At 63.2% G+C, this 19,859-nt stretch carries 20 protein-coding genes; 11 read left to right on the top strand and 9 right to left on the bottom strand.

Annotated features, from left to right (window positions below; genetic code table 11):
- Positions 1–34 precede the first annotated feature (34 nt).
- Positions 35–607, bottom strand: a complete 573-nt coding sequence (locus tag N6L26_RS04690; protein ID WP_263606876.1) for a VOC family protein — start codon at positions 605–607, stop codon at positions 35–37.
- Positions 604–1,725, bottom strand: coding sequence for a 4-hydroxyphenylpyruvate dioxygenase (hppD, locus tag N6L26_RS04685; protein ID WP_263606875.1), 1,122 nt, complete (start codon positions 1,723–1,725; stop codon positions 604–606). Before hppD ends, N6L26_RS04690 begins: the two co-directional genes overlap by 4 nt.
- A 190-nt stretch (positions 1,726–1,915) precedes the next feature.
- On the opposite strand from hppD, the gene N6L26_RS04680 reads away from it, so the two are divergent.
- The 5 genes from N6L26_RS04680 (at position 1,916) to N6L26_RS04660 (ending at position 5,975) form a co-directional block, all read left to right on the top strand.
- Entirely contained in the window at positions 1,916–2,212 is a 297-nt protein-coding gene (locus N6L26_RS04680; protein ID WP_263606874.1) for an FtsB family cell division protein, read from the top strand.
- Between the two features lie 126 nt (positions 2,213–2,338).
- Positions 2,339–3,415 carry a pyruvate dehydrogenase (acetyl-transferring) E1 component subunit alpha gene (gene pdhA / locus N6L26_RS04675; RefSeq protein ID WP_263606873.1) on the top strand — a complete coding sequence of 359 codons (1,077 nt, stop codon included), beginning with the start codon at positions 2,339–2,341 and terminating at the stop codon, positions 3,413–3,415.
- 3 nt (positions 3,416–3,418) lie between these two features.
- Positions 3,419–4,804, top strand: coding sequence for a pyruvate dehydrogenase complex E1 component subunit beta (locus N6L26_RS04670; protein ID WP_263606872.1), 1,386 nt, complete (start codon positions 3,419–3,421; stop codon positions 4,802–4,804).
- A 22-nt stretch (positions 4,805–4,826) separates the two neighbouring features.
- On the top strand, positions 4,827–5,483 hold the full coding sequence (locus N6L26_RS04665) for a hypothetical protein (RefSeq protein WP_263606871.1): 657 nt from the start codon (positions 4,827–4,829) through the stop codon (positions 5,481–5,483).
- A gap of 33 nt (positions 5,484–5,516) precedes the next feature.
- A complete protein-coding gene (locus N6L26_RS04660) occupies positions 5,517–5,975 on the top strand; it encodes an EF-hand domain-containing protein (RefSeq protein ID WP_263606870.1) in 459 nt (152 codons plus the stop codon).
- Here the strand turns inward: N6L26_RS04660 and trmFO are convergent.
- The gene (gene trmFO, locus N6L26_RS04655) at positions 5,972–7,339 is read right to left on the bottom strand and encodes a methylenetetrahydrofolate--tRNA-(uracil(54)-C(5))-methyltransferase (FADH(2)-oxidizing) TrmFO (protein WP_263606869.1); all 1,368 of its coding nucleotides are present in this window, start codon (positions 7,337–7,339) and stop codon (positions 5,972–5,974) included. The two genes, N6L26_RS04660 and trmFO, sit on opposite strands and share 4 nt — an antisense overlap.
- 53 nt (positions 7,340–7,392) lie before the next feature.
- Between trmFO and N6L26_RS04650 the strand changes: the two genes are divergently transcribed.
- Positions 7,393–8,061: a lysoplasmalogenase gene (locus N6L26_RS04650; RefSeq protein ID WP_263606868.1), complete on the top strand. Its 669-nt coding sequence runs from the start codon at positions 7,393–7,395 to the stop codon at positions 8,059–8,061.
- A 77-nt stretch (positions 8,062–8,138) separates the two neighbouring features.
- Here the strand turns inward: N6L26_RS04650 and gyrA are convergent, their stop codons facing one another.
- Positions 8,139–10,976, bottom strand: a complete 2,838-nt coding sequence (gyrA, locus tag N6L26_RS04645; protein ID WP_263606867.1) for a DNA gyrase subunit A — start codon at positions 10,974–10,976, stop codon at positions 8,139–8,141.
- A 303-nt stretch (positions 10,977–11,279) separates the two neighbouring features.
- Between gyrA and N6L26_RS04640 the strand changes: the two genes are divergently transcribed.
- Positions 11,280–12,560, top strand: coding sequence for a tetratricopeptide repeat protein (locus N6L26_RS04640; protein ID WP_263606866.1), 1,281 nt, complete (start codon positions 11,280–11,282; stop codon positions 12,558–12,560).
- Positions 12,561–12,620: 60 nt separating this feature from the next.
- Here the strand turns inward: N6L26_RS04640 and N6L26_RS04635 are convergent, their stop codons facing one another.
- Both N6L26_RS04635 and N6L26_RS04630 read right to left on the bottom strand, forming a co-directional pair.
- The gene (locus N6L26_RS04635; protein WP_263606865.1) at positions 12,621–13,340 is read right to left on the bottom strand and encodes an NYN domain-containing protein; all 720 of its coding nucleotides are present in this window, start codon (positions 13,338–13,340) and stop codon (positions 12,621–12,623) included.
- 36 nt (positions 13,341–13,376) lie between these two features.
- Complete coding sequence (locus N6L26_RS04630; protein WP_263606864.1) at positions 13,377–14,015, bottom strand: carbonic anhydrase; 639 nt, start codon at positions 14,013–14,015, stop codon at positions 13,377–13,379.
- 97 nt (positions 14,016–14,112) lie between these two features.
- Between N6L26_RS04630 and lipA the strand changes: the two genes are divergently transcribed.
- Together lipA and N6L26_RS04620 are read left to right on the top strand one after the other, a co-directional pair.
- Positions 14,113–15,054, top strand: coding sequence for a lipoyl synthase (gene lipA / locus N6L26_RS04625; protein ID WP_263606863.1), 942 nt, complete (start codon positions 14,113–14,115; stop codon positions 15,052–15,054).
- Positions 15,054–15,509 carry a type II toxin-antitoxin system RatA family toxin gene (locus N6L26_RS04620; protein WP_263606862.1) on the top strand — a complete coding sequence of 152 codons (456 nt, stop codon included), beginning with the start codon at positions 15,054–15,056 and terminating at the stop codon, positions 15,507–15,509. Before lipA ends, N6L26_RS04620 begins: the two co-directional genes overlap by 1 nt.
- Here N6L26_RS04620 and N6L26_RS04615 read toward each other — a convergent pair.
- From N6L26_RS04615 to N6L26_RS04605, 3 genes are read right to left on the bottom strand one after another with little or no spacing between them, the layout of a single operon-like run.
- Positions 15,506–16,006: a CinA family protein gene (locus tag N6L26_RS04615; protein WP_263606861.1), complete on the bottom strand. Its 501-nt coding sequence runs from the start codon at positions 16,004–16,006 to the stop codon at positions 15,506–15,508. The two genes, N6L26_RS04620 and N6L26_RS04615, sit on opposite strands and share 4 nt — an antisense overlap.
- On the bottom strand, positions 16,003–16,551 hold the full coding sequence (locus tag N6L26_RS04610) for a hypothetical protein (protein ID WP_263606860.1): 549 nt from the start codon (positions 16,549–16,551) through the stop codon (positions 16,003–16,005). The genes N6L26_RS04615 and N6L26_RS04610 overlap by 4 nt, the downstream gene beginning before the upstream one ends.
- Positions 16,552–16,554: 3 nt before the next feature.
- Positions 16,555–17,697, bottom strand: coding sequence for a bifunctional 2-C-methyl-D-erythritol 4-phosphate cytidylyltransferase/2-C-methyl-D-erythritol 2,4-cyclodiphosphate synthase (locus tag N6L26_RS04605; RefSeq protein ID WP_263606859.1), 1,143 nt, complete (start codon positions 17,695–17,697; stop codon positions 16,555–16,557).
- A gap of 82 nt (positions 17,698–17,779) precedes the next feature.
- Between N6L26_RS04605 and dusB the strand changes: the two genes are divergently transcribed.
- Positions 17,780–18,799 carry a tRNA dihydrouridine synthase DusB gene (gene dusB, locus N6L26_RS04600; protein WP_263606858.1) on the top strand — a complete coding sequence of 340 codons (1,020 nt, stop codon included), beginning with the start codon at positions 17,780–17,782 and terminating at the stop codon, positions 18,797–18,799.
- Positions 18,796–19,857 (top strand): two-component system sensor histidine kinase NtrB, encoded by a 1,062-nt coding sequence (locus tag N6L26_RS04595; RefSeq protein ID WP_263606857.1) that lies wholly within the window; start codon positions 18,796–18,798, stop codon positions 19,855–19,857. The genes dusB and N6L26_RS04595 overlap by 4 nt, the downstream gene beginning before the upstream one ends.
- The last annotated feature ends 2 nt before the right edge of the window (positions 19,858–19,859 follow it).

Here is a 19,859-nt window from a genome sequence, read left to right as displayed (position 1 = left end):
CAACACAAAGGGTGAGGTTCCGGTCTGGAAGGGGTCAGCCGACCCCATGTTCCTTGCGGGCAAGCTCGTGCAACCAGTCCGCGTGGCGCGGCGCTTTCTTGGTTTCGCTCCACTCATCGAGCATCATCGGCGCGACACGCTTGAGCTCGGCATACTGCTCGTCGGTACCGATATCGGTCGCGAGTTCGACGCGGTGCCCGTTCGGGTCGAAGAAATAGATCGACTTGAAGATCCCGTGATGCGTCGGTCCGAGCACGTCGATGCCGAGGCTCTCGACATGCTCCTTGGCGGCAAGCAGTTCGGCTTCGCTGCCTACCTTGAACGCGAGATGCTGGACCCAGGCGGGGGTGTTCTCGTCGCGGCCCATGTCCTGCTGGTTGGGCAGTTCGAAGAAGGCGAGGATATTGCCGTTACCCGCGTCGAGGAACACGTGCATGTAGGGATCGTATTCGCCGGTCGAAGGCACATGGTCTTCGGCAAAAGCGGTAGTGTAGTCCATGCCGAGGACCTTGCCGTACCATTCGACGGTCTCTTTCGCGTCCTTGCAGCGATAGGCGGCGTGATGGACGCCGCCCAGCTTGACGGGGTGTTCGGTGACTTCGCTCATTCGGCCAGCTCCGTCTCGGCGGTCTGCGCCTCGTCCACGCTCAGGACGCCGCGCTTGATCTGGTCGCGTTCCATGCTTTCGAAGAGCGCCTTGAAATTGCCTTCGCCAAAGCCTTCGTCACCCTTGCGCTGGATGAATTCGAAGAACACCGGCCCGACTTGGGCCTCGGCGAAAATCTGCAGCAGCAGGCGCGGCTGGCCGCCTTCGGTGGTGCCGTCGAGCAGGATGCCGCGCATCTTGAGCGAGTCGACGTCCTCGCCGTGGTCGGGGAGGCGCTCGGCGAGCATTTCGTAATAGGTTTCGGGCGGTGCGGTCATGAAGGGCACGCCGAGGTCCTTGAGATTGTCCCAGCAGGCAAGCAGATCGTCGCAGATCAACGCGATGTGCTGGATGCCTTCGCCGTTGAACTCGCGCAGGAACTCTTCGATCTGGCCCTTGCCGCCTTCGCCTTCCTCGTTGAGCGGGATACGGATCTTGCCATCGGGCGCGGTCAGCGCCTTCGAGGTCAGGCCGGTATATTCGCCCTTGATGTCGAAGAAGCGGATTTCGCGGAAGTTGAACAGCGTCTCGTAATAATCCGCCCAATATTTCATGCGGCCGTTGTAGACGTTGTGCGTCAGGTGATCGATCACGTTGAAGCCCGCACCGACCGGGTGATGATCGACACCTTCGAGATAGTCGAAGTCGATGTCGTAGATCGACAGCCCCTCGCCATTCTCGTCTTCATAACGGTCGATCAGATAGACGATTGCCCCGCCGATCCCGCGGATTGCAGGGATACGCAGTTCCATCGCGCCGGTCTCGACCGCGACCGGCTCTGCGCCGCGCGCCAGCAGTTCGTCATAGGCCTTCTTCGCATCGCGGACGCGGAAACCCATCCCACAGGCCGAGGGGCCATGCTCGCGGGCAAAGAACCATGCCGCGCTACGCGGTTCGTAATTGAGGATCAGGTTGATCTGCCCCTGACGCCAGAGATCGACGTCCTTCGAGCGATGCGATGCGACGTGGGTGAAGCCCATCGCTTTGAAAACCGGTTCCACAACGCCCTTTTCAGGTGCGCAGAATTCGACGAATTCGAAGCCGTCGAGGCCGATTGGGTTTTCGAAGAGATCGGGCATTGCAATCCTCTGCATTTGCGGTTGGTTTCAATAGAAACTAGTTACGCCTCCAGGCTGATGAAGTCAAGGAACGTGCCGGTGTCCGCCACGCGCAGTTCTGCATGTGCGACGAGCGGTTCGCGCTCACGCGAATTGCCTTGCGCGCGGCGGTTAACTGTGATTCTGTGAAATTATGCGACGTATGAGCTCCATGGCAGCGATTCAGAGGGCGAAGGTCACGCAGCATGCTGCGCTGGCAGCGCTGCTGGTCATGGGCGGCCTCGCGATCGCCGGTCCTTCAGGACTGCTGGCGTGGAGCGAAAACCTGCGCCTGCTCGACAAGCGGGAAGCCCAGCTGGCGACCCTGCAGGCGGAGCGCACGGCACTTGAGAATCGTGTTGCGCTGCTGCATCCCGATCATGCCGATCCGGACATGGTGGGCGAATTGCTGCGCAGCCAGCTCAACGTCGTCCACCCTGATGAAGTCGTGATCAAGCTCGACGACTAAGCGAGCGGAAACGCTTGCATTCCGTAAGGGCTACGTATGCATACGCGCTGCCCCGTTGCGCGGGTCGCTTGCCTGTGCCTATAGGCGCAACGATATTCCTCCCCGGAAGAACAAGGATCCGAAGTCTTGGCAAAAGCCCCCCGGAGCAAGAAGACCGCTACGAAGTCGCCCGCAGAGGACACCGACTTCATCCTCCATTCGCTGCAGGAGTCGCTCGAGGAGAAGAAGCGCTTCGACGCGAGCAAGGAGCAGATGCTCCACTTCTACGAGCAGATGCTGCTGATCCGCCGCTTCGAGGAGCGCGCCGGCCAGCTTTATGGCCTCGGCCTGATCGGCGGGTTCTGCCATCTCTATATTGGCCAGGAAGCGGTTGCGATCGGTCTCCAGTCCGCGCTCGACGGCGACAAGGACAGCGTCATTACCGGCTATCGCGACCACGGGCACATGCTCGCCTACGGCCTCGACCCCAAGGTCATCATGGCCGAACTGACCGGCCGCGAAGCGGGCATTTCCAAGGGCAAGGGCGGGTCGATGCACATGTTCTCGACCGAGCACAAATTCTACGGCGGCCACGGCATCGTCGGCGCCCAGGTGGCGCTGGGCGGCGGGTTGGCGCTTGCGCATCAGTACAATGCCGATGGCGGCCTGTGCCTCGCCTATTTCGGCGATGGTGCGGCCAACCAGGGCCAGGTCTACGAAACCATGAACATGGCGGCGCTGTGGAAACTGCCGATCGTCTTCGTGGTCGAGAACAACCAGTACGCCATGGGCACTGCGGTCGGGCGCAGCTCGGCCGAGACCGAGTTCCATCGCCGCGGCACTGCCTTCCGCATTCCCGGAATGGAAGTGAACGGCATGGACGTGCTCGAAGTGCGGCAGGCAGCCGAGATCGCCTTCCAGCATGTGCGCGAGGGCAAGGGCCCGGTGCTGATGGAATGCAATACCTATCGCTATCGCGGGCATTCGATGTCGGACCCGGCGAAATATCGCACGCGCGAGGAAGTGCAGGACGTGCGTGAGCACAAGGACCCGATCGAGGCGATCAAGAAGCTGCTGCTCGAAAATGGTTCGACCGAGGACGAGCTCAAGGCGATCGACAAGGATATTCGCAAGACTGTGACCCAGGCCGCCGATTTTGCCGAAAGCTCTCCCGAACCCGAAGCGGGCGAACTCTACACCGATGTCCTGGTCGGGGAGTATTGAGCGATGGCGATCGAACTCAAAATGCCCGCACTGTCACCCACGATGGAAGAAGGCACGCTGGCCAAATGGCTCAAGGCCGAAGGTGACGAAATCGTCGCCGGCGACATCATTGCCGAGATCGAAACCGACAAGGCGACGATGGAATTCGAAGCGGTCGATGAAGGCACGCTCGGCAAGATCCTGATCGAAGAAGGCACCGAAGGCGTGAAGGTCGGCACGGTTATCGCCATGCTCGCCGTCGAAGGGGAGGACGCGTCCGATATCGAAGCGCCCGCCTCCAGCGCGCCGGTCGACGATACGCCGGGTGAAGGCAAGGATGTCGGCCGCGAGCCGAGCGAGGCGGAGATCACCAAGCCCGCGCGCAAGACCGATGTAAAGGACCCCGACGTGCCCGAGGGAACCGGCTTCACCTCCACGACGGTGCGCGAAGCACTGCGCGACGGCATGGCCGAGGAAATGCGTTCGGACGAGCGCGTCTTCGTGATGGGCGAGGAAGTCGCCGAGTACCAGGGTGCCTATAAGGTCACCCAGGGCCTACTTGATGAATTCGGCCCCAAGCGCGTGATCGATACGCCGATTACCGAATATGGTTTTGCCGGTATCGGGACGGGCGCGGCGATGGGCGGTTTGCGCCCGATCGTCGAGTTCATGACCTTCAACTTCGCCATGCAGGCGATCGATCACATCATCAACTCGGCGGCCAAGACCAATTACATGTCGGGCGGCCAGATGCGCTGCCCGGTGGTCTTCCGCGGCCCCAATGGCGCGGCCAGCCGGGTCGGCGCGCAGCACAGTCAGAACTTCGGCCCGTGGTACGCCAGCGTCCCCGGCCTGATCGTCATCGCACCCTACGATGCCGCCGATGCCAAGGGCCTGATGAAGGCCGCGATCCGCTGCGAGGACCCGGTGGTCTTCCTCGAGAACGAGCTGGTCTACGGGCGCAGCTTCGACGTCCCTGATCTCGACGATTACGTCCTGCCGATCGGCAAGGCGCGGATCATGCGCGAAGGGGCGGATGTCACCATCGTCGCCTATTCGATTGCCGTCGGCCTCGCGCTTGAAGCGGCTGAGGAACTCGCCGAGGAGGGTATCGACGCCGAGGTCATCGACCTGCGCACGCTCCGCCCGCTCGACAAGGAGACGGTGCTCGCCTCGCTGGCGAAGACCAATCGACTGGTCATTGCCGAAGAAGGCTGGCCGACCTGTTCGATCGCATCCGAAGTGATCGCGATCTGCATGGAAGAGGGCTTCGACCATCTCGATGCGCCGGTCACCCGCGTGTGCGACGAGGACGTTCCACTGCCCTATGCGGCCAATCTCGAGAAACTGGCGCTGATCGACACGCCGCGCATCGTGCAGGCGGTGAAGAAGGTCTGCTATCGCGACTGACGTGAGCAGCGGCTCCTCCGGAATGGACGATCTGCAGGAAGAACTGCCGGAGGTTTCGCGGATCGCATTCGCCAGCACCGGCACGAATCGCGATCCGTGGCTTGCCGCGCTGGCTCTCGACGGGCGGATCGGGCGGATGGTGCTGGGGGCGAGCGAGCCCCTGCTCGGTCAGGTCCGGCTCGCCTGGTGGCGTGACCAATTGGGCAAACCGATCGATGATCGGCCACGCGGCGACCCGCTGCTCGATCTGATCGGACAGCGCTGGCATGGCCGCGAGGCGGCGTTGCTGGCGCTGGTCGATGGCTGGGAAGCGCTGCTTGGTGACCGACCGCTTGCCGAAGCGGATATGATGCGCTTCGTCGAGGGGCGGGGAGAACTGGCGAGCGGGCTGGTCCACCTGCTTTCGCACCCGGACCATGCGCCCGAGGCGGAGCGGGCAGGCAAGCTGTGGGCTTTCGCCGATCTCGCCATTCATGCGCAGGCGGAGGGTGAGCGGTCCCATGCGCTCGAACAGGGCGTGTCCCATGCTCGCCAGTCGCTCCAGCTACCCCGCACCATGCGACCGCTCGCCGTGATCGGCGGGTTGGCACGGCGATCGCTGCGCAGCGGCGGCGCTGCGATGCTGGGCGATCGTTTCAGCCCATTGGTGGCCTTGCGGTTGGGCATGGTTGGGCGCTAGTCAAAGGCCAACGGTCGAAGGAGGTGCGTTTCCATGAGCCGGATGGTCCTCGGAGCCCTGGTGGCGCTGGCCCTTGTCGGGCTGGGCGCGTTCTGGTGGCAGGGCAGGGCACAGGTCGAACGCGGGGCACCGCCGCCGCAGCCGGTGGAGACTCCCGAACCGCTACCCGAGGTCCCCGCTTCCGATCCCGGCGATCTGGTGGGACCCGCACCGCCTGAATCCACCGATTTGACCAAGGAACAGCGCCGCTTCTTCCGCTATGACCGCAATCGCGACTGGCGGATCACGCGGACCGAAATGCTGTCGAGCCGGACCGCCGGGTTCCGCAAGCTCGATACCGATGGCAACAACCTCCTCGACTTCGAGGAATGGGCGGTCGCCACCGTCGACAAGTTCGAAGGCGCGGATGCCGATGCCGACAATCAACTGACCCCGGGCGAGTTTGCCACAACCGCGCCGAAGCCGAAGAAGACACGCCGCTGCGCCTGCTAGGCGGGTACCGCTTCGCTATCCGCGACCCACGTGCCGAAGTCTTCCTTAGCGCGCGAGGTATAGGCTTCCTTGCGCACCTTCTTGCCGACATCGTGCAGCGGCGGGAACAGGCCGAAATTGACATTCATCGGCTGGAAGGTGTCGACCTGGGCATCGCCGGTGATGTGGGCGAGCAGCGCGCCGAACGCAGTGGTCCGCGGCGGCGCGGTCCAGTCCCGGCCTGCCAGCTCTGCGGCCGCCATCAGCCCGGCCATCAGCCCGACTGCCGAACTTTCGACATAGCCTTCGCAGCCGGTGATCTGGCCGGCAAAGCGGATGTGTTCGCCGCCCTTGAGGCGCAATTGCCCGTCGAGCACGAGCGGGGAGTTGATAAAGGTGTTGCGGTGTAGCCCGCCAAGCCGCGCGAACTCGGCGTTGGCGAGCCCCGGGATCGTGCGGAACAGTTCGATCTGCGCGCCATATTTGAGCTTGGTCTGAAAACCGACCATGTTCCACAGTGTGCCCAGCTTGTTGTCCTGCCGCAGCTGGACCACCGCGTGCGGCCAGCGGCCCTGCGGGAATTCGGGCGTAGTATCGCGGGGGTTATCCAGCCCGACCGGCTTCATCGGACCGAAGCGCAGCGTATCGACCCCGCGCGCGGCCATCACCTCAATCGGCATACAGCCATCGAAGTAGGGCGTGTCCGCTTCCCATTCGCGAAACTCGGTCTTCTCGCCATCGATCAAGCCCTGGTGGAACGCGAGGTACTGGTCCTTGGTCATCGGGCAATTGATGTAATCGCCCTCCTCGTTCGAGGCCTCGGTGCGCTTGTTCCAGCGCGACTGGATCCAGCAGATGTCCATATCGACGCTATCGCGATGGATGATCGGCGCGATCGCATCGAAGAACGCCAGACGGTCCTGCCCGGTGGCGCCGACGATGCTTTCAGCCAGCGACTGCGCGGTCAGCGGCCCGGTGGCGACGATCGTCGGCCCCGAAGCGGGCAGCGCGTCGACCCGCTCGCGCACAACGGTGACGTTGGGATGCTCCTCCAGCGTGCGCTGCACCTCGGCAGAAAAGACATCGCGGTCGACCGCCATGGCCGAGCCTGCGGGCACGCGCGCCATTTCGCCTGCGCGCATGACCAAGCTGTCGAGCCGGCGCATTTCGTGATGCAACAGGCCGACGGCGTTCTTGGTATCATCGTCCGAGCGGAAGCTGTTCGAGCACACGAGTTCGGCGAGGCCGTCGGTCTGGTGGGCGGGCGTCATCTCGCCGCTGCCGCGCATTTCGGACAGGCGGACGCGGTAGCCGCGGCGTGCGAGCTGCCATGCAGCTTCGCTCCCCGCGAGGCCGCCGCCGATTATGTGGATATCATGGGTCATCGCGCGCGCCCTAATGCTTGCATGGGCGGTTCGACAAGGCCTAGCGTCGCGCCATGCCGCACCGTGCCCTCGTCGATCATCGCCCCTGGTTACTCATCAGCCTGATCGCCGGGATCAGCTATTTCTTCGTGAGCGACGCGCCGATCGGCGGCATCTGGTTGATGCTGTGGAAGGGGGCGGGGGTCGCTTTCCTCGCCGTCTATGCCGCCTTTCGCGGGCGCGGGTCCGACGGGGCGCTGATTGCGGCGGCCCTGGCGTTTGGTGCGATGGGCGACATCGCGCTGGAAACCAGCTTCCTGATCGGCGGCGCACTGTTCGCGATCGGGCATGCCATCGCGATCATGCTCTATCTGCGCAACCGGCGCGGCAAGGCCAGTCCGAGCCAGGCGCTTGCGGGGCTGAGCCTGCTGGTGCTGACGCCGCTGATCGCAGCGCTGATGACCTACCCCATCGAGAACTGGCTGGTTGCGACGGGCTATTCGGCCATTGTCGGCGCGATGGCAGCGGCGGCATGGACCAGCCGCTTTCCGCGTTATCGGGTGGGCCTGGGCGCAGTCATGTTCGTCGTCAGCGACTTGCTGATCTTCGCCCGCGAGGCCGCCGTGCTACCCGATCCGGTCACCGGCTGGCTGATCTGGCCGCTCTATTACGGGGCCCAGTTCCTTATAGCGGTCGGTGTGGTCCAGACGCTCCGCAAGGATCATGACAGCGCAATAGGCTGACAGGTCGAAGCAAACAGCCCGCGCACGGCGCTGGGCCGGACGCGGGCTGGAAGGTTGATCGACAGAGGGGCGTGCGACTAGCCGCCCGGTTCCTCGTCGATGTTCTTGTCCGAATGCACAGTGGTGTAAGGCTCGGTCTTGTCGAGCCCGCCGCGGTCGGCGATTTCGTCCGCCACCGCCTCTTCCGCCTCGTTCTCGGGTTCCTCGGTCTCGTCGATGCGCGCGGCGCCGACGATTTGTTCACCCTTGGCGACATTGAAGATACGCACGCCCGAAGATCCGCGTCCCGAGATCGAATAGCCTTCATGCGTCTCGAAGCCGTCTTCGAGCATGTGGCGGAACTGCAGCGGCAGGCGGATCAGTTTCGCCCGGTCGGTCACCAGCATCAACTGCATGCCGTGGCGTACGGGGAAGCTGGCGACGACCGGACCATTGCGATCCGGATTGCTCGTCGGTTCGCCGATATTGGTCAGCCCCTGACCGCCGCGCCCGGTGGTGCGATATTCGTACGCGGTCGAGATCTTGCCATAGCCATTGGCGGTCAGCGTCAGGATGAATTCCTCCGCCTCGGCCATCTCGGCAACCTTCGCCTCGTCGAGCGTCGGGGTGTTCTCGTTGTTCTTCCAGTCGGCGGCGCGGAGATAGGCATCGCGCACATCGGTATCGCGTTCGCCGGTTTCGAGCACCGCCATCGAGACGACCTTCTGGCCATCCTTGAGCTTCATGCCGCGTACGCCGATCCCGGTCCGGCTCTTGGTCTCGCGCGCATCGGTAGCCGAGAAACGGATCGCCTTGCCAGCATCCGACGCAAGGAAGATTTCCTGGTCTTTCTTGAGCAACCGCACGCCGATGAGCCGGTCACCGCTGCCTTCGACAAAGCCCATGGCGTATTTGCCATTGCTGGGCACGTTGGTGAAGGCATCCATCGAATTGCGCCGCACCATGCCCTGTTCGGTGGCGAAAACGATGTTGAGCGTGCTCCATTCGCTTTCGTCTTCGGGCAGAGGAAGAACGTTGGTAACGCGTTCCTCGTCGCCGAGTGGCAACAGGTTGACCATCGGGCGGCCCTTGGTCTGCGGTCCGCCTTCGGGCAGCTTCCACACCTTCATGCGATAGACCCGGCCAGTATTGGTGAAGAAAAGCACGGGGTTATGCGTCGAAGTGACGAACATTTCGACGACCGCGTCTTCTTCCTTGGTGGCCATTCCGCTGCGGCCCTTGCCGCCGCGCGCCTGGGCGCGGAAGGCATCGAGCGGGGTGCGCTTGATGTACCCGCCATGGGTGACGGTAACCACCATCTCCTCACGCTCGATCAGGTCTTCGTCCTCGATCCCGTCCCACGCAGGCGCGATTTCGCTGATGCGAGGTGTGGCATAGGTGTTGCGGATCTCTTCAAGTTCCTCGCGCAGAACGTCGTAAAGCTTTACGCGATCGGCGAGGATCGAGAGATATTCCTCGATCGCGAGGCTGAGTTCCTTGAGTTCGTCGCCGATCTCGTCACGGCCCAGCGCGGTAAGGCGATGCAGCCGCAGATCGAGGATGGCTTTGACCTGCCGTTCGGACAGGCGATAGGTCCCGCCCGATTGTTCGTCGGTCGGCTCGATCGCTTCGACAAGCGCGATATATTGCGCGATATCGCCGATCGGCCATTCCTTGACGAGCAGCTTGGCGCGTGCCTCTGCCGGATTGGGCGAACTGCGGATCATTGCCACAACCTCGTCGAGGTTGGACACGGCAACGACCAGGCCGAGTAAGATGTGCGCGCGTTCGCGGGCCTTGTTCAGTTCGAACTTGGTCCGCCGGGTGATGACCTCTTCGCGGAAGGTGATGAAGGCCTGGATAAAGTCGCGCAGCGTCAGCACTTCGGGGCGGCCGCCGCGGATGGCCAGCATATTGGCGGGGAAGCTCGCCTGCGCCGGGGTATAGCGCCAGATCTGGTTAAGCACGACTTCGGGGGAAGCATCGCGCTTGAGGTCGACGACCATCCGCACGCCTTCACGGCTCGATTCGTCCCGGATGTCGGAGACGCCTTCGATCCGCTTTTCCTTCGCGGCTTCGGCGATCTTCTCGACCAATGCGTTCTTGCCGACCTGATAGGGGATCGACGTCAGCACGATCGACTGGCGGTTGCCCTTGGTCTCGATCTCGTGGCGGGCACGCTGGAGGATCGACCCACGCCCGGTGGTATAGGCCGAGCGCGCGCCGGATTTGCCGAGGATAAGCGGGGAAGTGGGGAAATCCGGTCCCGGAATGATCTCGAACAGTTCTTCGGAGGTAATCGCGGGATTCTCGATAAAGGCGAGACAGCCGTCGATCACTTCGCCCAGATTATGTGGCGGGATATTGGTCGCCATGCCGACCGCGATGCCGCCCGCGCCGTTGACCAGCAGGTTCGGGAAACGCGCCGGGAGCACCGTGGGTTCGCGGCGCGAGCCGTCGTAATTGTCGGAGAAGTCGACCGTGTCCTTGTCGAGATCGTCGAGCAGCGAGTTGGCAACCCGCGCCAGCCGCGCTTCGGTATAGCGCATGCTGGCAGGCGGATCGGGATCCATCGAGCCGAAATTGCCCTGACCGTCGATCAGCGGGACCCGCAGCGACCAGTCCTGCGTCATGCGCGCCAGCGCATCGTAGATCGCGGAATCGCCATGCGGGTGATAGTTACCCATCACGTCGCCGACGATCTTGGCGCTCTTGCGATAGGGGCGCCCGGCGACGAAGCCGCCTTCCTGGCTGGCGAAGAGAATGCGCCGGTGGACTGGCTTGAGCCCGTCACGCACATCAGGGAGCGCCCGGCTCACGATCACGCTCATCGCGTAATCGAGATAGCTGGTTTTCATTTCATCGACGATGTCGATGCGCGCGTATTCTTCACCGCCGGGAGCGGGATTATCGAGAAGATCGGTATCGTCGGACAAGATGTGTTTCCGTACTGCGAAATGCTTATGTTCTGATGGTTTGGAGCCTAGGCGAAAGGGCGCCCTAGCGCCACTCGCGAGCGGGAACCAAAGCCCGGTTTCGCGCGCTTTTTCCACATATGGGTGGTGCAGTCGCGAATAGTAACCATGAACCACGGGGCGAAGGCGCATTCAATGCGTGTTCAGCCCCGTTCCGGTAGAAGAATTTGCAATGAGCGCCCGCACGCGGCATGTCCCGCCCAGACCTTTTCATATCGGCGCCCGGCGCGCTCAGCCCCCTTTTCACTCTTGGGAGTTTACCACATGATTTTCACTCGTCTCGCCCGCAAGAACGGCGCAGCTTCGACCTTCGCTCTGGCCATCGCTCTGGCAACCGGCGGTGTCATCGGCACCGCGGCTATTGAAACACCAGCATTCGCGCAGAAGAAGCCGAAGCCGAAATATTCGAAGACATTCATCGCAACCTACCAGCCGCTCGAAGTTATCGCGGCCACCGAACCGCTCGATTATCCCGCGCTCAAGGCTGGCTTTCCGGGCCTCATAGCAGCGACCGAAAACAATGACGACCGCTATGCGGCGGGTAGCTTCATCTATGCGAACGCTGCCAAGCAGCAGGACCAGGTGGTCGCTTTGCAGGGCATGGAACTGATGCTGCAGAGCGGCAATGTGCCCGAAGAAAACATCGGCCAGTTCAATTTCGTTGCCGGGCAGCTCGCCTATGCGGCGAACGACTATGGTAAGGCTCGGCCCTACTTCCAGGCCTCGGCAGACGCGGGCTATACCGACAACGATCCGCTGATCTTCGTTGCGGAAAGCTACTTCGCGGAAGATCAGGCGCAGCAGGGGCTTACATATCTGAGCGACCTCATCAACGCCAGGGTTGCGGCTGGTGAAACAATCGATGAAGCATGGCTGAAACGCGGTCTCGCGCAGGCATACAACAACAACCTCAATGCGGAAGCCAACAAGTATTCGGCGTGGTACGTCACCCAGTACCCGGGTGAGGACAGCTGGGGCGATGCGGTCGCCATCCTGCTGAATACCGGTGGCTATGAGAACCCCGAAATCCTCGACCTTCTGCGTCTTGGCCAGCGGGTTGGTGTGCTGCGCGACGGCAAGCTCTACCTCGAATATGTCGATGCGGCCGATTATCGCCGTCTTCCCGCCGAAGTCGTTTCGGTGATCGACGAGGGCTACGCCAACGGTATGCTCGACCAGACCGATCCCTATGTAACCGATACCCGCCGCCAGGCCGCCGAACGCGCGGCAGCCGACCGGGCCGACATGGATGGGCTGATGGCCGATGCGAACAAGGCGGGCGCTACGATCAATACCGTCCTCGCGGCCGGTGACACGTTGCTCAGCCAAGAACGCCCGGCGGATGCGGAAACCTTCTACACGAAGGCGCTGACCGTTCCGGGTGCCAATACGGCGATGATCATGACCCGCCTTGGGATCGCCCAGTTCGACCAGGGCAAATTTGCCGAGGCCGAAGCGACCTTCAACAAGGTCGAAGGCGCGCGCAAGCCGATCGCCAATCTTTGGGCGATCTACACCGCGCAGCAGGCTGCAGGCACGATGTAAGAGCGTTTAGCTCGAATCTAATAGGAAGGGCGCGGACTGCGGTTCGCGCCCCTTTTTTCGTCAACGCAACCGCTTGACGAAGCTCTGGCCGTTGGCGCGGCGTTCGACCGAAAAATTGGGGATCGTCTCGATCAGATCGGTGAGGCGGGCAAAGCCGTAATTGCGGGTGTCGAAGCTCGACCGATTGCCCGCGCGCTGACCGACTTCGGACAAATTGGCGTAACCCTTGTCGTCGCGCTTGCTGGCTGCATAGGCATCGAACAGGAGATCGAGCAGTTCCTTGTCGAGGACATTCGATTCCTTGCTCGGTCCGCCTTCCTTGCGGCTGTCCTTCTCCGCCTTGATCAGCGCGTTGACATCGATGAAGCGGGTGCAGGCCTGGCGGAACGCGTCGGGTGTCTTGGCACCGCCGAAACCGTAGACGGGCAGGCCTTCCTGCCGGATCCGCATCGCCAGCGGCATGAAATCGCTGTCCGAACTCATGATGCCGAAGCCGTGGACGCGCCCGCGATAAAGCAGGTCCATCGCATCGATGGTCATCTTCATGTCTGTGGCGTTCTTGCCCTTGGTTATGTCGAACTGCTGCTGCGGTTCGATGCCATAGCGATGCATCAGGTCGATCCAGCCCTTGAGGCTGGTCTTGCGCCAATTGCCATAGGCCCGGCGGATATTGACCTGGCCGAGCTCGGCGAGGACGGTCAGGACCGGGTCGATCCCCGATGGGCTCGCGTTATCCGAATCGATGAGAAGGGCGATGTTGCGCTGTTCGAATTCCGACATGCCCGCTCCATGACCGCAGGACTCGCGCGGCGCAAGTCACGAGGCCGGCAAGAACTCCCCGCTGGTCTCGTCGAGCAGGTGAAGGATGCCATCCGAAATCGCGAAATAGGCGCCGCGCACGGCGAGCGATCCGTCGGCTTCCTTCTCCCGGACGCAGGGGAAGGTGCGCAGGTTCTCCAGGCTAACCTTGACCGCGGCCAGTTCCATCGCGCGCTCGGCGCCGCGTCCGCTGGTGCCCTGCGCGGCGGCGATCGGGCCGCGCACCGCATCGAGCATGTCGATCCAATGCGCGACGAACCCGCCTTCGCCGAGTTCATTGCCATGCAAATCCTGCGTCAGCGCGGCCTTGCAGCCGCCGCACATGCCGTGGCCCATGACGACCACTTCGCGCACCTTGAGGAACTGGACCGCGAATTCGAGCGCGGCCGATACGCCGTGACGTCCGGGGGTGGTTTCGAACGGCGGAACCAGTGCCGCGACATTGCGGACGACGAAAATCTCGCCCGGATCGACGTCGAAGATCTGCGCCGGATCGACCCGGCTGTCCGAACAGGCGATGACCATGACCTGCGGCGACTGGCCGCCCCTGAGCTGCTCCCAGCGATCGTGCTGACGCTGCCAGTCGCCTTCGCGGAAGCGGCCATACCCTTCGATCATATCGGCGAATGTCTTCATGCCCGCTCCGCTGCCCCGAAAAGTGGTGCGACGCAAGTGCCGGTGCGATTGGCGATGGGTTGCCGTGCGCGGGGAGGGGGCCTAGATGGGCCGTGACATGAACGACCTCTCCTCCGCACCCCAGCCCGAGGGCGAACGCCCCAAGATGCAACGCAAGCCCGACTGGATCAGGGTCAAGGCGCCTGTCAGCAAGGGATATCAGGAAACGCGCAAGCTGATGCGCGAACTCAACCTGCATACCGTGTGCGAGGAAGCGGCTTGCCCGAACATCGGCGAATGCTGGACCAAGAAGCACGCCACGGTAATGATCCTTGGCGATACCTGCACGCGCGCCTGCCGGTTCTGCAACATCAAGACGGGTATGCCGATGCCAGTCGATCCGCTGGAGCCCGAGCATACGGCTACGGCGGCGGCGGCGATGGGGCTCGAGCATATCGTCATCACCAGCGTCGACCGCGACGATCTGCCCGATCGCGGCGCGGGCCAGTTCGTAAAGGTCATCAACGCGCTGCGCCGCGAAACGCCGAATACGACGATCGAAATCCTCACGCCCGACTTCAAGGGGCGGATGAAGGAGTCGATCGCCGAGATCTGCGAAGCCGGGCCCGATGTGTTCAACCACAATCTGGAAACCGTCCCGCGGCTCTATCCCACGATCCGCCCGGGTGCGCGCTACTACGCTTCGCTGCGCCTGCTCGAAGAGGCAAAGGCGAATAATCCGCTGATCTTCACCAAGTCGGGCATCATGCTGGGTCTTGGCGAGGGCCGGCTCGAAGTGCATCAGGTGATGGACGACATGCGCAGTGCGGGCATCGATTTCATCACCATGGGCCAATATCTCCAGCCGACGCCCAAGCATGCCACGGTCGAGGATTTCGTTACCCCCAAGCAGTTCGCTGCCTATGGTTCGATCGCGCGCGCCAAGGGGTTCCTGCAGGTCGCCTCGAGCCCGCTCACCCGGTCGAGCTACCATGCCGGTGACGATTTTGCCGAAATGCGCGCAGCGCGCGAAGCAAAGCTAGCCAAGCAGGGCGCCTGATGCCCGGCATCCGTGAGAAACGGCGGCTGCCTTACAGCCAGGAGCAGATGTTCGACCTTGTGGCCGATGTCGGCAGCTATGGCGAGTTCCTGCCATGGGTCGTCGCGACCCGCGTGCGCAGCGACAGCGCAACCGAGATGACTGCCGACATGCTGGTCGGGTTCAAGGCGATCCGCGAGAAGTTCACCTCGCGCGTCGTCAAACAGCGGCCCGAACATCTCGAAGTGTTCTACGTCGACGGGCCGCTCAAGGATCTCGACAACAACTGGACCTTCACGCCTACCGAAGACGGCGGGTGCGAGGTCGATTTCTGTGTCGACTTTACCTTTCGCAACGCCGTGTTCGAGGCGCTGGCAGGCCAGTATTTCGACCGTGCTTTCCGCAAGATGGTGCAGGCCTTCGAAGACCGCGCCGATGCGCTCTATGGCCGGGAAAACGCGGCTGCCAACCTTTAGGGCACCAACAGCTCGAGCGCGCAGATCGTCGCAGCGCGGCGGATATCGGCGCGCGAGGTCGGTTCGAAAAGCTTGAGCTCACCCTCGGGTTCGCCCTCGTCGCCCCGCACCACGCGTGCAAAGACGACCGTACCCACAGGCTTGAGATCGGTGCCGCCACCGGGGCCGGCAACGCCGCTGATCGCCACCGCGACATCGGCCTTGCTCTTTTCCAGCGCGCCCTTGGCCATCGCCCAGGCGCAGGCGATCGACACCGCGCCGAAGGTTTCGATGATCTCGAGCGGGACGCCAAGCGATTCCATCTTCGCTTCGTTCGAATAGGTGACGAAGCCGCGATCGAACATGGCAGACGAACCCGGGATCTCGGTCAGCGCCGCGGCGACCAGGCCGCCGGTGCAGCTTTCGGCCACGGCGACCTGCCGACCCGCGGCGGAATTGGCTTCGACCACTTTGCGTGCGAGTTCTTCGATATCCGGCGGGAGAAGGGCGGTAGTCATGGCCGGTCGGGGTCGCATACCTGCGGATCCCGGACCTTGGAGACATCCAGAAAGAAGGCCAGCAAGCCGCCGAAATTCTCGGGCGGGAGCGGGGCGAGCAATTCCATCGCGCGCTCGATCTTCGCGCAGTCGTCGGGTTTGATCTCCTCGCCGATTTTCTGTGCGAGGAAAGCATCCACGAACGAACGCAGCGCTTCGGGCGGCAGGCTTCCGAACACTTCCGATCGCTCGCTTGCGGTCCCGTCCTCTTGCCCGCGTGTGGCGAAGTTCATGAATACGCGCAGGGTTCCGGGCCAGCTTTCGGTCTGCATCGCGGTATAAGGTGCCACGAACTCGTCCCCGCGCGACGCGAAGAACCCGTCCGATTCGAGATAGGGCGTGCAGGATGCCGCGAAGCCTTCGGCGATCACCGGAACCGCATAAATACCGGCATCGGTCAGATCCTCGGGCGCGATGCACTGCTGCGCCATCGCCGCTTGCGCATGCAGTAGCCCGATGGTTGCCACTGCTCCGGCAGCGATCCTGCCGTAGTTCGATTTGCTCACCCGTTACTCCCTGATTATCGTTGCTACGGCCTGCGCCGCGATCCCTTCACCGCGTCCGGTAAACCCCAGCCGTTCGGTGGTGGTGGCCTTTACCGATATCGCCGCGATGTCAACGCCAAGCAGCTCGGCGATCCGGGTCCGCATGGCTTCGCGGTGTGGACCGATCTTGGGTGCCTCGCAGATGATCGTCAGGTCGATATTGCCGATCCCATATCCTGCTTCGCCGACAAGCTGCGCGGCGTGGGTCAGGAACCGGTCGCTGCTGGCACCCTTCCACTGCGGATCGCTGGGCGGGAAATGGCTGCCGATGTCGCCATTGCCGATCGCCCCGAGCAACGCATCAACGATGGCATGGAGGCCGACATCGGCATCGCTGTGCCCCGCCAACCCCTTGTCATGCTCGATGCGGATACCGCCGAGCCAGAGCTCCTCGCCTGCGGCAAGACGGTGGACGTCGTATCCCATCCCGGTCCGTATGGGCGGCAATTGGGTCATGAAATCCTCCCCGAAAGTCAATTTGGCCAGACGTTCGTCACCCGTCACATGCGCGACTTCGCCGCCAGCCGCGCGCAGGACCTGCGCATCATCGCCGGCAGCGGCTTCGGACTGCCAAGCGTTGTGCGCGGCGACGATCGCTGCAAAGCGAAACGCCTGCGGTGTCTGCACCCGGCGCAATTGCTCGCGCGGGGCGGTCCCGCTCATCATGCCGGCTTCGTCGAGTGACAGGCTGTCGACCACCGGGAGTACGGGGATCGCTCCCGCATGATCATCGAGAGCAGCGAGCAGGCGTTCGATGACGGTACGCGGGAGATCGGGTCGCGCTGCGTCGTGGATAAGCACGCGTTCGGCCGCACCCATGGCTCGCAGCGCGCAGACGACCGATTGCTGACGCGTCTCGCCGCCTGCGACGAGTCGATATCCCTCAAGCCCGGCCAGGGCCGCATGCGCCGCTTGCTCGGCATTCTCGGGCACCGCGATAACCAGGGGGCCGGCACCCGCAGAAAGCAGGCTTTCGACCGAGTGCCGCAGCACCGGCTTGCCGCGCCAGATCGCAAATTGCTTGGGCAGGGGCTGTCCCGCGCGCAGGCCTTGGCCGGCCGCGACGACGATCGCGGCGAAACCGGGGAGGGGAGCTGGATCCTGCATACGAACGCAGCGCGCTAGCGGCTTGCCGTTTGCGCTGCAACGCACTATGTGCCTGCCCAATATTTAGGCAACGAACCCCGGCATGACCCAGCATCCCCTTCCTCCGGCGCCGCCGCAGCCAATCCTCGTCGGCGACGTGTCAATCGACACGCCGGTCGTACTCGCGCCGATGACCGGCGTGACCGACCTGCCTTTCCGCCGTTTGGTGCGGCGCTATGGATCGGGCCTCAACGTTACCGAAATGATCGCGAGCGAGGCGGCCATTCGCGAAACGCGCCAGAGCATCCAGAAGGCCGCATGGGATGCGACCGAGGAGCCGGTGTCGATGCAACTGGTTGGCTGCGACCCGGTGAGTATGGGGGACGCGGCCAAGCTCCAGCAGGATAACGGCGCGGCCATCATCGATATCAATTTCGGTTGCCCGGTGCGCAAGGTCGTCGGCCAGCTTGCCGGTTCGGCGCTGATGCGGGAAGTGCCATTGGCGACCACGCTGATGGAAGAGACGGTCAAGGCGGTCGACGTGCCGGTGACCGTCAAAATGCGGATGGGCTGGGATCATGCCGATCTCAACGCCCCCGAACTTGCGCGCATTGCCGAGGATCTCGGGGTCAAGATGATCACTGTCCACGGCCGCACGCGCAACCAGATGTACAAGGGCCACGCCGACTGGGCCTTCATCCGCAAGGTGAAGGACGCGGTTTCGATCCCGGTCATTGCCAATGGCGATATCTGCACGATCGCCGATGCCGCAGCGGCGCTCGAACAATCGGGCGCCGACGGGATCATGATCGGGCGCGGGGCTTACGGCAAACCGTGGTTGCTGGGTCAGATCATGCACTGGTGGCGCACTGGCGAAGTGCTCGAGACCCCCTCGTTCGACGAGCAGTACAACGTGCTTGTCGAACACTACCAGGCGATGCTCGATCATTATGGCGAGGGTGTCGGCACCAAGATCGCGCGCAAGCACCTCGGCTGGTATACCAAGGGCATGCATGGCTCGGCCGAGTTCCGCAATTTCGTCAACTTCATCGACGATCCGCGCAAGGTGCTCGAGGAAATCGAGGGCTTCTACGCACCGTTCCTCCGGCGCCGCGCCGCGTGAGCACATCCGCCGGCGCACCCGATGCGCGCGCCCAGCTCGCCGCGCTGATCTTCGCGGTCCTGCTGCTCGACGAGGATGACAATATTGTGGAAGCCAACCACGCAGCGGAGGAGATGCTGGGCCGCAGCGCGCACAAGCTATGCGAGAAGCGCTTATGGGACGTCATCGGGATGTCTGACGAACGCTTGAGCGAAAGGCTATCGACCGCCGATGCGCAGGTCATCGCGCGCGGCGTTACCATAACGACTGCCGTCGGAGACCGGCGCGTCAACATCAGCAGCTCTCCCATGCATGGCGAAACCGGATGGCGGGTAATTACGCTTTCCGATGCGGGACAGCCAGCCAATGACGAGGACGAGAACGAACGCGTGGAATTGCGGGCGCCTGCGGTCCTTGCGCATGAGATCAAGAACCCGCTGTCGGCCATCCGCGGGGCGAGCCAGCTCCTGGCCCGGCGGATCGCCAGCAAGGACAAACCGCTGGCGCAGATGATTTCCGCCGAAGTGGACCGTATCGCCCAGTTGATCGACCGGATGCAGCAGCTCGGCGCGAAACCGGTAGAGATCACCGGGCCGTGCAACCTGCACGAGGCGATCCGCAACGCCATGGCCACGGTACGCACCGGGCGCAGCGCGCAATGCGAACTGGTCGAGGAATTCGATCCCTCACTGCCACCTGTCGCTGCCGATCAGGGCGCGCTAGAACAGGTGCTGATCAATTTGATCGCTAACGCCTGCGACGCGAGCGCGGGTATGGAAAACCCCCGTGTCAGCGTGCGAACGCGGTTCGTTAGCGGCCTGGTATTCAACACGATCCGGCTGGGCAAGGCGACTCGCCTTCCAATCGAGATCACGGTGACCGATAGCGGTCCGGGGATCGACCCGGCGCTGCGCGATCACGTGTTCGAGCCTTTTGTGTCGAGCAAGCCGCATGGGCAAGGGCTTGGGCTCGCGCTTGTTCGCAAGCTACTCCGCGATATGGGCGGGCGCATCTCGCATGCGCGCGACGAGCGGGCGGGCCAAACCCATTTCCGCATCAACCTGCCAGTAGCGGGCTAGGG

Origin of the sequence: Qipengyuania sp. SS22, assembly GCF_025736935.1 — a bacterium.
Classification (GTDB): domain Bacteria; phylum Pseudomonadota; class Alphaproteobacteria; order Sphingomonadales; family Sphingomonadaceae; genus Qipengyuania.
This window is presented reverse-complemented; position numbering and strand designations above follow the sequence as displayed.